Raw genomic sequence first — 13,484 nt, 5'->3', positions numbered from 1 at the left:
CACCTACTGCCCATAGAGATTTCCATGCGTGTCCCTTCCTTGCATTGGTGTGTTGTCTTCCTGATCGCGTCGTCGTTGTCGGCCTGCGGTGCCTCGGACAAGAACGAACAGCCCGATGGGCAATCCTCGGCGCTGGCCGTCTCGCTGGCGCCCGCGCAGGCGCAGACGATGGCCCGCACGGTGCTGGTGTCCGGCCCGGTCTCGGCATTCGAGGAAATGCAGCTGGGCGTGGAGCTCAGTGGCCAGCGCGTCACTGCGCTGAACGTGGACGTGGGCGAGTGGGTAAAGCGGGGCCAGGTGCTGCTCGAGCTGGACCATCGCACGCTCGACAGCGAGTTGGCGCAGGCCGACGCCACGTTGCGCCAGGCCCAAACCGCCGAGGAACTGGCAAGCCTGAACTATGCGCGCGGCGCGAAGCTGGCGAACGAGAAGCTGATCAGCGCCAGCAGCCTGGACGAATTGCGCGCCGCCCGTGCCGATGCGCAGGCGCAAACCGCGACCGCCCGCGCGCGCCGCGACGCAGCCAGGCTGCAGCGCGATTTCGCCGAACTGCGCGCACCGGCCGATGGCGTGATCTCCAAGCGCCTCGTGCAGCCTGGCCAGGTGGTGGCCGCCGGCAGCGAGCTGCTGCGCCTGATCCGCGACAACCGGCTGGAATGGCGCGCGGAGCTTTCCGAGGCCCAGCTCGCCGGCGTCGCCGTCGGCAACTCCGTGACGCTGCCATATGCCGGGCAGGAGGTCATCGGGCGCATCCGCGCGGTGAGCCCGGGCGTGGATTCGCAGACCCGCACCGGCACCATCTACGCCGACTTGCCCGCGCCGGGTGCGCTGAAGCCGGGCGTGTATGTCGAGGGCCGCATCGTCACCGGCGACGGCCAGGCGTTGACCATCCCCAGCGCGTCCATCGTGCAGCGCGATGGGCACAGCTACGTGTTCACGGTGGATGACAAGCAGCAGGCGCAGCGCCGCCGCGTGCGGACCGGCCAGGTGGCGGATGGCCGTACCGAAATCGTGGAAGGCCTGAAGGCAGGCGATCAGGTCGTGGTCGAGGGTGCCGGCTTCCTGGGCGAGGGCGACCGCGTGCGCGTGGTGGCGGCGACCAAGGCGGGCGCACGATGAACTTCTCCGCCTGGGCGATCCAGCGCCCGCTGCCGGCGCTGCTGGTGTTCTTCGTGCTGTGCGTGGCGGGGCTGTGGGGCTTCCACCAGTTGCCGGTGGCACGGTTCCCGGACATCGCGTTTCCGATGACCACGGTCACCGTCACCCAGCCGGGCGCCTCGCCGAGCCAGCTGGAGGCCGAAGTCACGCGCAAGGTCGAGGACTCGGTCGCCACGGTGAACAACGTCAAGCGCGTGATGTCCACCGTCAGCGAGGGCGTGAGCACGACCAGCATAGAATTCCAGCTCGAAGCCGACCTGGCGACCGCGCTGGATGACACGCGCGACGCGGTGACGCGCATCCGCACCGATCTGCCGCAGGATATCCAGGAGCCGGTGATCTCGAAGGTGGACATCGGCGGCTCGCTGATGACCTACGTGCTGGTGGCGCCGCGCATGACCGCCGACGAGGCCAGCTGGTTCGTCGACCGCGATATCTCGCGCGCCATGTACGGCGTGCCGGGCGTGGCTCGCGTAACGCGGGTGGGCGGCGTGCAGCGGCAGGTGCGCGTGGACCTGGACCCGAATGCGCTGCTGGCGTTCGGCATCACCGCCGGCGCCGTTTCGCAGCAGCTGGCGCAGATCCAGGTGGAGCGCGCCGGCGGCAAGGCGGAACTGGAAGGCGCGCAGCAGACCATTCGCACCCTGGGCACCGTGGGCGATGCGCAGGCGCTGCGCGATTACTCGATCAGCCTGCCGGACGGGCGCGCGGTGCGCCTGTCCACGCTGGCGCGCGTGACCGATGCGGCCGCCGATCCCACCGAGGCGGCCCTGCTGGACGGCAAGGACGTGGTGGCCTTCTCGATGTCGCGCACGCGCGGCTCCAGCGAGGTCAAGGTGGAGAAGGGGGTGCACGAGGCGCTGGACGCGCTGAAGGCCAGTCATCCCGGCATCGACTTCCGCCTGGTCACCACCGCGATCGACGAAACGCATCGCTCCTACGATTCGTCGATGACCATGCTCTACGAAGGCGCGCTGCTGGCGTTGCTGGTGGTATGGCTGTTCCTGCGCGACTGGCGGGCGACCTGGGTGTCGGCGCTGGCCCTGCCGCTGTCGATCATCCCGACGTTCGCGGTGATGTACTGGTTCGGCTTTACCTTGAACATGATCACGCTGCTGGCGCTGTCGGTGGTGGTAGGCATCCTGGTGGACGATGCCATCGTGGAGATCGAGAACATCGTGCGCCACCTGCGCATGGGCAAGCCGCCCCTGGAGGCGGCACGCGAGGCGGCCGGCGAGATCGGCAACGCGGTGATCGCCACCTCGCTGACGCTGGCCGCCGTATTCGTGCCGGTGGCGTTCATGCCGGGCATCGCCGGCAAGTTCTTCCGCGAGTTCGGCTGGACCGCCGCCACCGCCGTGCTGTTCTCGCTGCTGGTGGCGCGCCTGCTGACGCCGATGATGGCGGCCTACATCCTCAAGCCACACGGCGAGGAGAAGGGCGATTCCAGGCTGATGCGCTGGTACCTGGGGTGGGTGGACGCGGCGCTGCGCCATCGCGGCCGCACGCTGTGGATCGCCGCCGGGCTGTTCGTCGCCTCGCTGGCGTTGGTGCCGTTGATCCCGGCCACGTTCATTCCGCAGTCCGACCTGGGCCGCAGCAACCTGAGCCTGGAGCTGCCGCCGGGTACGCGCCTGCAGGAAACCGTCGCCGTCTCCGAGCGTGCGCGGGGCTTGCTCGCCGACATGCCCGAACTCAAGCAGGTATACACCGCGGTCGGCAGCGTGCTCGACCTGGGCGATCCTTCGACCACCGGCGTGCCCGACGCGCGCAAGGCGACGCTGGTGCTGGACTGGGGCGTGGCCGACGAACGCAAGCGCGACCAGCGCGAACTGGAGCGCGATGCGCGCGCGCGCCTGGCCGATCTGCCCGGCCTGCGCGTGAGCTATGTGAGCTCCGAACCGGGCAACCTGCTGCAGCTGGTGCTCTCCGGCGACGACCCGCAGCGCCTGCAGGATGCCGCCACCGCGTTGGAGCGCGACCTGCGCGGCATCCAGGGGCTGGGCAGCGTGACGTCCACCGCTTCGTTGTTGCGGCCGGAAATCCAGATCGTGCCTAACCCGGCGCGCGCGGCCGACATGGGCGTGGCGACCGCGGACATCGCCGAGGCGGCGCGCATCGCCACTGCCGGCGACTACGAACAGCGTCTGGCCAAGCTCAACCTGCCCGACCGGCAGGTGCCGATCCGCGTGGGTTTCGCCGAGGCCACCTTGGCCAACCCCGCGCTGATCGGCCAACTCCGCGTGCCGGGCCGTTACGGGCCGGTGCCGTTGTCGGCGGTGGCGGACATCCAGATGGGCAGCGGTCCGTCGCAGATTTCCCGCTACCAGCGCCAGCGCAATGTCACTCTGACGGCCGAGCTCAACGGCCGCCCGCTGGGCGAGGTGATGGAGCAGGTGCAGCAGCTGCCGAGCGTCAAGCAGCTGCCGCCGGGCGTGAGCTTCCTCAACACGGGCGATGCCGAGGTCTTCGTGGAGCTGTTCATCGGCTTCCTGCTGGCCATGGCCGCCGGGCTGGTATGCATCTACATGGTGCTGTTGCTGCTGTTCAACCATGCGCTGATGCCGGTGACGATCCTGGCTGCCGTGCCGCTGTGCGCCGGCGGTGCATTCGGCGCGCTGCTGATCACCCAGAACATGCTGTCGCTGCCGGCCTTGATCGGCCTGTTGATGTTGATCGGCATCGCCACCAAGAACTCGATCCTGCTGGTGGACTACGCGGTCATCGCCGAGGACGAACACGGGCTGAGCCAGCATGATGCGCTGGTCGATGCCTGCCGCAAGCGCGCCCAGCCGATCATCATGACCACGCTGGCGATGGGCGCGGGCATGATGCCGATCGCGCTGGGCTTCGCGGGCGATTCGAGCTTCCGCGCGCCGATGGCGATCGCGGTGATCGGCGGCTTGATCACCTCGACGTTGTTGAGCCTGATCGTGATCCCCGCGGCGTTCACCGTGGTGGACGACCTGGGCGAGTGGATCTCGCGCAAGTTCCGCCATCGTTCCTCGCACCCGCACGCCGCGGTCACCGACGAGCACTGAGCGGCGCCGGCGCCACGCTGGCGCGCCTCATTCCGCCTCGGCGGGTGGGGCGTTCCAGCGGGCATCGCCCCGGGCGGCGGGACGCACGCGCTGTTGCCGATAGCGCCTGCCCAGGTGCAGGGCCGTCAGCAGCCATACCGCCGCGACCGGGATCGCCGTGGCGACCACGCCGTCGACGCCGCGCGCCGAGCGTGCCCATGTTTCGAGCTGCGCGCCCAACACGTCGCCCATCCGGTACACGAACGTATCGATGAACGCCTTGGCCTTGTAGGTGTGTTCGCGCCGTACCAGCGTAAAGAGCAGCTCCCGGGCCGGCCGCGCGACGCCGCGCTGCACGGCGCGGGTGGCCGCCTCCAGCACGAACAGCAGCACGATGCCGCCGTGCGCGGCCAACGCCAGGAAGCCGAGGCTGGTCGCCAGCGGCAGGGCGATCAGCGCTGCGCCGGGGCCGACGCGGCGGCCCAAACGCGTGGCCATGGCCGCCTGCAGTACGAGAAAGACGATCTGCGTGCCCATGTCGATGTTCGCCAGCGTCGCGGCCATCGCCTCCGGATCCGCGGGCCCGTCGGCCACCCAGTGCAGCCGGGTGAGATAGACCAGCGTGGTCATCACGGCCGTCAGCAGCACGTAGCCGGCGATGCCGGCCAGATACGGCGATCGCCGCACCGCGCGTGCGCCATCCCAGGCGCCGCCGCCGAGCGGTGCCATGTCGTCTGCGGAGGCTTCCTCGCTGCCTTCCGCGCGCCCCGGCACCGGCGCGCCGCGCGCCAGCCGCAGTGCCGACAGCGTGCCCACCACCAGGAACAGCGCCGACAGCGGCAACAGGTTGGCGGCGCCCAACGGCTGCGCGAGCCAGGCCGTCAGCCCGGGCCCGCAGATGGCGCCCAACGTGCCCCCCATCGCGACCACTGCGAATGGCCGCGTGCCCTGTTCGCCGCGGAATCGGTCCACCACCAGCGCCCAGAACACCATGGTGCCGAACACATTGAGCACGCTGAACCATACGTACAGCGCCTGCCCGCTGGCTCTGCCCACGGCCGGGGAGCCGAAGGTCATCAAGGCCCAGAAGGCCAGCAGCGTGAGGGCGAAGAAGCCGAACGTCGCAACGATCGCGTGCGCGCGCCGGGTGCGTGCAACGAGCAGGCCGAAGAGCGGGTTGAGCGCCAGCGTCAGCAGCGCGGTGGAGATGAACAAGCCGCGGATGTCTTCCAGCCCGCCGGCGATGCCCATGGCATCGCGGACCGGGCGAAGCAGCATCACGCCCGTCGTCACGAAGAAGAAGCCGCACGCGGCGTTCAACATCGAAGCGCGTTGTTCGCGATGCACCTCGAGGAGGCGATGCATCCGTGCCGAGGCACGCGTGCGCCAGGACGAGGGCTCGAACGGGGTCATGAGGCGCTCCCGCGCCGCCGCGCCGCACGCCTGTTCGACCTGGCCGCGCGCAAGCGCCGGCGGACGAAGGCCGATCCGCCAGGCCAGGCCCAGCGGATCGGCGATGCGGCGCGATGCGTGATCAACGGACGGACGAGGGGAACCGCGCGCCCGTGATCGTTTCGGTGAGTTCCCACAGGCGTGCGGCCGTGGCCGCGTCGCCGGCGATGGCGGGCACCGTGGCCACGCCCAGCGGACCGGCCACCTCGTTCGGCCCGGTGGGGCCGTAGTAGACGCCGCCCTGGGCCGTTGGCGCGGTCGCCGCATACAGCGTCGGGATGGCCCCTTGGGCCGCGGTCTGGAAATGCTCCCGGTGGCTGGCCCACTCGCGTCCTTGCGCGCTGTCCAGGCCCGGCCCGCGCGCCACCAGTTCGGTCACCGCGACGCCGGGATGCGCGGCCATGCTCTCGATGCCCCAGCCGCCCGCTTCGCTGCGGCGTTGCAGCTCGAACGCGAACATCAGGCACGCCAGCTTCGACTGGGCATACGTCGCCATGGGCTCGTAGGCGCCGGTCGATTGCAGGTCATCGAGATCGAGCGTGCCGCGATGCACCGCGATGCTGGACAAGGTCACCACGCGCGGCGCCTGGCTCTTGCGCAGCAACGGCAGCAGTTCGGCGGTCAAGACGAAATGGCCGGCGTAGTTGGTGGCGAACTGCATTTCCAACCCATCCACCGAGGTGCCGCGCGTCGGCGGCGCCATGATCGCCGCGTTGTTGATCAAGCCATCCACGCGCGGCAGCGAGGCATTCAGCCGCTGGCCCAGGTCGCGCACAGACGCGAGGCTGGAAAGGTCGACGCCCTCGAACGCGACCTGCGCCGCCGGAACCGCCTGGCGGATTTTCTCGATCGCTTCCTGTCCGCGCTGCGCGTTGCGCGCCACGATGACCACCCGGGCACCGGCGGCGGCCAGTGCCTTGGCATCCTCGAAACCCATGCCGCTGGTTCCGCCGGTGACGACGAAGATGCGCCCTTCCTGCGTGGGCATGTCGGCCGTGCTCCAGGCTGGCGGGGGCGTGTGCGCCACGGCCTCGCCGGCAGTGGCGCCGCCGAGCATCAGGCCGAGGGCAGCGAGGCGTCCGCGCCAGAACGCGGGCATCGAAGTGGGCAGCGGGGTGAGTGGGGTGGTCATGCGCAAGTCCTCATTGGGGGAGTGGGGGAAGTGATGCGTGGACATCAGAAGCTCCGGGTCAGGCCCAGCACGAGCCGGCCGAAGCCGTCGCGGTCCGGCTCGAGCAATGGGCTGTCGGCGAGCTCGTCGGGGAGGAACTGGTATTCGGCGGAGGCGATCACCCGCCACTTCGATGTGCCGAGCGCCTGCGTCAGGGACAGGCCGACGTGGGGCATGACGGCCGAGCCCGGCCGGTAGGGCGCCACACCGCGCGCCACTTCCTCGTCGAGGATGCCGAAGTAGTAGCCGGCCAACTTGGATGAGAGGTAGTTGGCGCCCACGTTGGCGGTGAGCGCGGTCTGCGCGTGCGTCCAGGTGTAGCGGTAGTCCAGGGAAATCTCGTGGCCATCGCTGGTGTTGGAGATATCGCTCGCCGCCTCCAGCGAGATCGCGCCCCAGCGCGATCCGTAAGTGAAGCGCAACCCGGCGTCGATGCCGTCGTCGCGATCGCGCAACTGCGACGGATCCAGGCCGTTGGCGATCAGCGCCCTGCGTCCCAGGTCATCGATATCGAACCCGTACAAGCGCGCCGCCACGATCGCATCGACCGCGAAGCCGGACGATTCGTACAGGTGCACGCCGCCGGAGATGCCGCGGAGGAACACCCGCTCGCCGTCGTAGCTGACCAACGGGAAAGGCCGCACGCGCGTGCCTTCGCCGGCGTAGGGGCTGTCGATCACCGCGGCGCCAGCGCCCAGGGACCAGCTATCTTCCGTGGCCTGCGCCTGCGCCAGCAGCGGCGCGGGCAGGGCGAGCAGCGTGAGCAGGGTGAAGCGTCGTGTCGTGGTGACCGTCATGTCTCTTCTCTGGTGGAGGTGGGGGTGGATGCATGCATCGAGCCGGTGCCTGGCCGCGTGCGCGCGGGGTGGTAAACGAAGGCGGAAGCCCGCGCGGCGGAAGCGGCGTGGCGACCTTGCGCGCGGCCCAGCCACAGCCCGATCGCCGCCCAGGCGATGGCCAGCGGCACGACGATGCTGGCCAGGCCGCCCAGGGCCAGCCCGAGCCGGCCGAGCAGGCCTTCGGCCTGCGCACCGAGCACATCGCCGGTGCGGTACATGAAGGTGTCCACGAAGGCCTTGGCCTTGTATTTGTCCTCGCGGCTCACCACGGTGAACAGCGCCTCGCGCGCGGGCCGGGTGATGCCGCGCTGCACGGCGCGGTTGGTGGCCTCCAGCAGCACCAGCACGACGAACGAGCCGTAGATCGCCAACCCGATGAAGCCAAGCGCCGTCGCCACCGGCAGGATGGCCAGCGCGACGCCCAGTCCGAACCGCTGGATCAACTTGCCGGTCAGCGTGACCTGCAGCGCCAGCACGGCGACCTGCGTCCACATGTCGATGTTGCCCATCAGCGCCGCGCGGGCATCCATGTCGTCGGTCGCCGCGGCCACCATCTGCAGGCGGGTGAAATAGATGAGCGTGGCGAGCACGGTCATCAGCACGACGTAGCCGGCGATGGCCGTCAGGTAGCGCGACCGCAGCACGGCGAGCAAGCCGGCCCAGGCGCTGCCGCCGATACGTTCGTGCGCCACCGCGGTGGAGGGGGAGGAAGCCGTGGCGGTCGCGGTCTCCGTTCGGTCCGGCACCACGCGAACCAGCAGCCAGGCCGCGGCGAGCGCGGCCAGCAGGAAGCCGCCCGCGACCAGCAACAGGCTGGGCGTACCGAGCGGCTCGGCGAGCTGCGATGTCAACCAGGGGCCGAAGATCGCGCCCAGCGTGCCGCCCACGGAGATGAGCGCGAAGAAGCGCCGGCCTTGGTCGCTGGTGAAGCGGTCCGCCAGCAGCGCCCAGAACACCATGGTGACGAACAGGTTGAAGACGCTGAACCACACGTAGAACACCTGGCCGCTGCGCTGGCCAATGGCCTCGGGCGCCAGCACCAGTAACGCCCAGAATCCCACCAGGCTCATCACGAAGAAGCCGTAAGTCGCGCTGATGAACTGCAGCCGCCGCAGGCGCGCGACGAGCCAGCCGAACACGGGATTCACCGCGAGCGTTGCCAGCGCCGTGCCGAAGAACAGCCAGCGAATGCTTTCGATGCCACGCTCCATGCCCAGTGCATCGCGGGCGGGGCGCAGCAACATCAAGGCGGTCAGCACGCAGAAGAAGAACAGCGCGGCGATCAGTACGGGAACGACCTCCGCACGATTCACGTTGAGCAACCGCTGCAGCAGCGGTGGGCGATCCGGTCTGGGCGGGACGTTGTGGTTCACGAGAAGTTTTCCTGTTTTGCGAGAGCGCCGCCGTGCCTGGCAGCCTCCCTGCGTTGGCGCGTTCGATTGCGCAATGACCTCGCCGCTCAGTGCGATGCACTAATCCGCTGGCTTCGAGCGACGCATCGAGAACTACGTAATCCGCTGCGAACACGTTGCTGGTGGCGCAATGTGGAGGGCCGACTTTAAGAATTGATTAATGCGTGCACTGCGCGTCGATCGCGCTGCAAGTCGTCCATGCAACGAGTGGCGTTGGCCTTAATCCACCTTTAAAAAGCCGGCGTCATGCTCGGCGGTTGCGCTTTTCTTTCCACCAAACCTTTGGTGCCATTGCACGCTGCGCCGCATCCTCTCGATGCTCGTTGGAAACGTATCCCTCACTTCAGCGGGATGCGCTCGATGACATCGTCGTAAGGCACCAGGTCCAGGAACGCCGTGACCTCGACGGCGCGCAAGTTCTCCATCTGGAGTATCCAGACATAGCTGTTCTGGTAGGGCTTTCCGTCTGCGGCGATGGCCGTGCCGTCCCACTGCACGATGACGTGATCACCTTCGGCCCAGAGATGGTTCACCGTCGGCCGCATGGGAGACGACAGGCGCGCGGCGAACGGCGCCACCGCCTTCGCCATGAATTCCTCGCGCCCTTCATAGCGTCCGGCGACCGGGCTGGTGCCCTTGATCGTCCACACCATGTCCGGCGCCAGCACGCGCTCGAAGAAGCCGCTGCCCCCCGCTGCCCATTCGTCGAAGGCTTGTGCAATGAACTGGCGGTTTCGCTCGCTGGCATCGTTCGCGAGGGCGGGCGTCGCGCTGGCGGCCAACAATGCAAAAGCCAGGAAGGTGCGCGCGGTGTAGTGCTTGGGTGTCATTCGAATGTCTCCTGGGAAGGGCTCCCGCGCCGTCGAAGGAATTGCCGCGGCGGAGGAGGGGCTCGCGTAGGCAGGCGCTCAATGGCGCTGCGGAAGGCGGTGATGCGGTACCTGGCGGGCGGCGCTAGGGCGCGCCTTGGCTGGGTTCGTGCGGGCGACCGTCCGGCCGCACCGTGGGGCATGTGTTGAGGTGTCGCTGCGTGCCGGAGGGGCGAGGACCACCTTATTGTGGTTCCCGGATCGGATAATCCGGCACAATCCGCCAACACAATTCGGGAATCCGGACAATGGATCGCTTCGACGCCATGAGGGTTTTCGCGCGCATCGTGGAGCGGCGCAGCTTCACGCGCGCGGCAGAGGATCTGGATCTCCCGCGGGCCACGGTCACCGATGCCATCAAGTCGTTGGAGGCGCGGCTGGGTGTGCGCCTGTTGCAACGCACGACCCGGACAGTGACGCCGACATTGGAAGGCGAGGTCTTCTACGAGCGCTGCCTGCGCCTGGTTGCCGATGTCGAGGAGGCGGAGAGCGCCTTTCGCGCCGAGCGCCCGCAGGGGCCGTTGCGCATCGATGTGCACGGCAGGCTTGCGCGCCACCTGCTGTTCCCGAAGCTGCCGGCGTTTCTCGAACGCTATCCCCAGATCGAACTCGATATCGGCGAAGGGGATCGGTATGTCGACCTGGTGCGCGAAGGAATCGACTGCGCCGTGCGCGTGGGCGACCTGCGCGACAGCGACCTCGTTGCGCGGCGCCTGACCCATCTGCCGGAAGCCACGGCCGCCTCGCCGGACTACTGTGCGCGGCGGGGCGTGCCAGGCACCCTCGAATCGCTGCGCGAGGGTGACCACCTCATGGTCGGCTTCAAGTCTTCCTCGCTGGGCGCGCTGCTGCCACTCGAGTTCCAGCGCCGCGGACGCGTGGAGTGGGTCACCTTGCCGAGCAGGGTGCGCGTCAGCGGCGCCGATTCGTATCTCGGCGCAGCCTTCGCGGGCTTCGGCATCATCCAGGCGCCGCGTTACCGGTTGGACACCTATTTCCGCGACGGCAGGCTGGTGCCATTGCTGGAGGACTATCCGCCGCTGCCCAGCCCGGTATCGATCGTGTATCCACGCACGCGGCTGCCGTCTCCCCGGCTGACCGCCTTCATCGACTGGGCGCAGGAAGCCCTGTCGCCTTGACGCCCCCGTCGCCATCGCACGGGCCTGCGCCACTTCCCTGGCCCGTGCCCGGGGCGCATGCGCGCCCACGCACCCGCACGAACTGCGCGACCACGCGCCCGCCGTCCGGGCGAACGAACGTCTCGTACATCCGGTCGCCCTCGACCCGCAGCGTCAGCTCGCGCGCGGTGCGCACGGCGCCCACCCAGTTGGGGAACGTGGCACCTTCAACGCGGTTGCCCGCAAAGCGACCCTGCGCATCCACCGTGTAGGTGCCGAAGAACGCGATGCTCGATGCCATGGCGCGCCGGTTCTCCTCGTCCGTGCCGCCTCCGCGGGCATTCGAGGCGAAAGGAGGCGTGTCGCCGTCGGTCAGCACTTCGACGAAATGCAGGTCGGTGGTGAAGACCAGCATGCCTTGCGGATTGTCGCCATAAGGCTTCAGCGTCCGGCCCTCAGCCTCCAAGGTCGCGGCCACCATGCGCCACGTGCCGGCCACCTCGTTCGGCGGCGCGGGGGAGGGCGCCGGCTCGCCGGCGGCGGCGCCGACCGCGCTTCCGAGCAGGAGCGCCCACGGCCACTTCATGCCCGGTCCGCCGTCAGTGACAGCGACCGCTGCGCCACCAGATCGTCCAGGCGCGCCGACAGTGCGCGGTGGATATTCTCGAACGCGGTGCTGCCCAACGCGATGCGGCGCCGTGGCTGGGGCGAGTCCGCCACCTGGATCATCGCGTCGACCGTGCGGTCCGCATCGCCCCTGATCTCGAACGCGCCGCTGGCGATGGCGCGGCGCACGTCGCCGGCTGGCGTCGCCTCGTAGGCATCCATCGGTTCCGCGCGGTCCAGGCCGTCGGCAAAGCCCGTGGCGGTGGCGCCCGGTTCGGCGATCACGATGTCGATACCGAACGGCGCCACCTCCTGGGCCACCGCGTCGAGGAATCCTTCGATGCCCCATTTGGTGGCGTGGTAGAGGCTGAAATTGGGATACGTCACCTGTCCGCCTTCCGAGGAGACCTGCAGGATCCGGCCACCGCCCTGGGCGCGCAGATGGGGAAGCATGGCGCGTACCAGGTGGATCGACGCGGTCAGGTTGGTGGCGATCTGGCGCTCAATCTGCGCGTCGGTGACTTCCTCCGCGGCACCGAACAGCCCGTATCCCGCGTTGCTGACCACCGTATCGATCCGGCCCAGGTCGGCGAAGGCGGCATCCACGTGCTGCCGCAGGGCCGCCGTGTCGGTCAGGTCGAAGCGGGCGACGCGCAGCCTGTCGCCGGCCGCCTGCTGCAGCGCTTCGAACGGGGCCACGCGCCGTCCGCACGCGACCACCCGGTCGCCGCGCGCCAGCAGCTTCGTGGTCATCGCCAGCCCGAGGCCGGACGATGCACCCGTGATCCACCATGTCTTCATCTGCATGCTCCCGTGGGGTAGGCACACAACGTAAGGACACGGGAGACGTATGATAAGTCGCACCAATACGAACGAGTTGGTGAGGTCTGTTCACTAATGACGCATGTGAGCCTTTCCGATCTCAAGGCGTTCGCGCTCGTGGCACGACACCGCAGCTTCCAGAAGGCCGTCGATACGCTCGGCGTTTCGCGGTCCTCGCTCAGCCACGCCTTGAAGGGGCTGGAGCGCCAGCTCGGCGTGCGCCTCCTGCATCGCACCACGCGCAGCGTTTCCGTCACGGCGGATGGCGAGCAGTTGCTGCAGCGGCTGGGACCGTTGTTGCGGGAACTGGACGACCTGCTGGATGCCGTCAGCCATGGACAGGACGAACCGGTCGGCCTGTTGCGCATCAACGCCAACAAGGGCGGGGCACGCTGGTTGCTGCGGCACGCCGTGCCGGTATTCCAGCAGCGTCATCCGCGTGTGGAACTGGACCTGGTCGCCGAAGGGCAACTGGTGGATATCGTGGGCGAAGGTTTCGACGCGGGCGTGCGCCTGGCCGAGTCGGTGCCGAAGGACATGGTGTCGGTGCCCTTCGGTAGCGATGTCCGTTTCGTCGCGGTGGCCGCGCCCGGCTACCTCGCGGCGTTCGGAACACCGGCGGTGCCGGGAGACCTGATGTCCCACCGCTGCATCCGCCAGCGGCTTCCCAGCGGCAAGCGCTATCGATGGGAGTTCGAGCAGGGCACGCGGCAGCTCGCACTGGACGTGCCCGGCCTGCTCAGCCTGGATGACAACGACCTGATGGTCGAGGCGGCCTGCAGCGGCCTGGGCATCGCGTACGTGCCGGAATCCTTCGCCCGGCCCGCGCTGGACAGCGGTGCGCTGGTCCTCCTGCTGGAGGATTGGACCCCGCCATCGCCGGGCCTGTGCCTCTACTACGCCAGCTACCGCCACGTACCCGCGCCATTGAAGGCATTCATCGCGGTCGTTCGCGAGGTGTCGCAAGGCAGCGGCCCGCCCACGGGCCGCGATCGGGCGGGAAGCTGATGCGCAGCG

General features: G+C 68.9%; 11 protein-coding genes. 4 read left to right on the top strand and 7 right to left on the bottom strand.

What is annotated here, in order from left to right; translation table 11 throughout:
* Window positions 1-24 precede the first annotated feature (24 nt).
* Together P6166_RS02635 and P6166_RS02630 are read left to right on the top strand one after the other, a co-directional pair.
* Window positions 25-1,119 carry an efflux RND transporter periplasmic adaptor subunit gene (locus P6166_RS02635; protein WP_277762983.1) on the top strand — a complete coding sequence of 365 codons (1,095 nt, stop codon included), beginning with the start codon at window positions 25-27 and terminating at the stop codon, window positions 1,117-1,119.
* A complete protein-coding gene (locus P6166_RS02630) occupies window positions 1,116-4,199 on the top strand; it encodes an efflux RND transporter permease subunit (protein ID WP_277762982.1) in 3,084 nt (1,027 codons plus the stop codon). The genes P6166_RS02635 and P6166_RS02630 overlap by 4 nt, the downstream gene beginning before the upstream one ends.
* Window positions 4,200-4,226: 27 nt before the next feature.
* Here the strand turns inward: P6166_RS02630 and P6166_RS02625 are convergent, their stop codons facing one another.
* The 5 genes from P6166_RS02625 to P6166_RS02605 all read right to left on the bottom strand — a co-directional run bounded on the left by P6166_RS02625 (window position 4,227) and on the right by P6166_RS02605 (window position 9,882).
* On the bottom strand, window positions 4,227-5,591 hold the full coding sequence (locus P6166_RS02625; protein WP_277762981.1) for a hypothetical protein: 1,365 nt from the start codon (window positions 5,589-5,591) through the stop codon (window positions 4,227-4,229).
* 121 nt (window positions 5,592-5,712) lie between these two features.
* On the bottom strand, window positions 5,713-6,762 hold the full coding sequence (locus P6166_RS02620; protein WP_277762980.1) for an SDR family oxidoreductase: 1,050 nt from the start codon (window positions 6,760-6,762) through the stop codon (window positions 5,713-5,715).
* A gap of 44 nt (window positions 6,763-6,806) precedes the next feature.
* Entirely contained in the window at window positions 6,807-7,598 is a 792-nt protein-coding gene (locus P6166_RS02615) for a MipA/OmpV family protein (protein WP_277762979.1), read from the bottom strand.
* Complete coding sequence (locus tag P6166_RS02610; protein ID WP_277762978.1) at window positions 7,595-9,013, bottom strand: MFS transporter; 1,419 nt, start codon at window positions 9,011-9,013, stop codon at window positions 7,595-7,597. Before P6166_RS02610 ends, P6166_RS02615 begins: the two co-directional genes overlap by 4 nt.
* A gap of 377 nt (window positions 9,014-9,390) precedes the next feature.
* On the bottom strand, window positions 9,391-9,882 hold the full coding sequence (locus tag P6166_RS02605; RefSeq protein WP_277762977.1) for a nuclear transport factor 2 family protein: 492 nt from the start codon (window positions 9,880-9,882) through the stop codon (window positions 9,391-9,393).
* 287 nt (window positions 9,883-10,169) lie between these two features.
* Here P6166_RS02605 and P6166_RS02600 point away from each other — a divergent pair, with 287 nt between their 5' ends.
* Window positions 10,170-11,060: a LysR family transcriptional regulator gene (locus P6166_RS02600; protein WP_277762976.1), complete on the top strand. Its 891-nt coding sequence runs from the start codon at window positions 10,170-10,172 to the stop codon at window positions 11,058-11,060.
* Here P6166_RS02600 and P6166_RS02595 read toward each other — a convergent pair.
* Together P6166_RS02595 and P6166_RS02590 are read right to left on the bottom strand one after the other, a co-directional pair.
* Window positions 11,026-11,625, bottom strand: coding sequence for a lipocalin-like domain-containing protein (locus P6166_RS02595; RefSeq protein WP_277762975.1), 600 nt, complete (start codon window positions 11,623-11,625; stop codon window positions 11,026-11,028). The genes P6166_RS02600 and P6166_RS02595 overlap by 35 nt on opposite strands.
* Complete coding sequence (locus P6166_RS02590; protein WP_277762974.1) at window positions 11,622-12,446, bottom strand: SDR family oxidoreductase; 825 nt, start codon at window positions 12,444-12,446, stop codon at window positions 11,622-11,624. Before P6166_RS02590 ends, P6166_RS02595 begins: the two co-directional genes overlap by 4 nt.
* A 96-nt stretch (window positions 12,447-12,542) precedes the next feature.
* On the opposite strand from P6166_RS02590, the gene P6166_RS02585 reads away from it, so the two are divergent.
* A complete protein-coding gene (locus P6166_RS02585) occupies window positions 12,543-13,475 on the top strand; it encodes a LysR family transcriptional regulator (protein WP_277762973.1) in 933 nt (310 codons plus the stop codon).
* Window positions 13,476-13,484 lie beyond the last annotated feature (9 nt).

This window comes from Stenotrophomonas sp. HITSZ_GD, from assembly GCF_029543105.1.
GTDB lineage: Bacteria > Pseudomonadota > Gammaproteobacteria > Xanthomonadales > Xanthomonadaceae > Stenotrophomonas_A.
The sequence above is the reverse complement of the archived record's forward strand: the minus strand, read 5'-3'. Positions and strand labels throughout refer to the sequence as shown.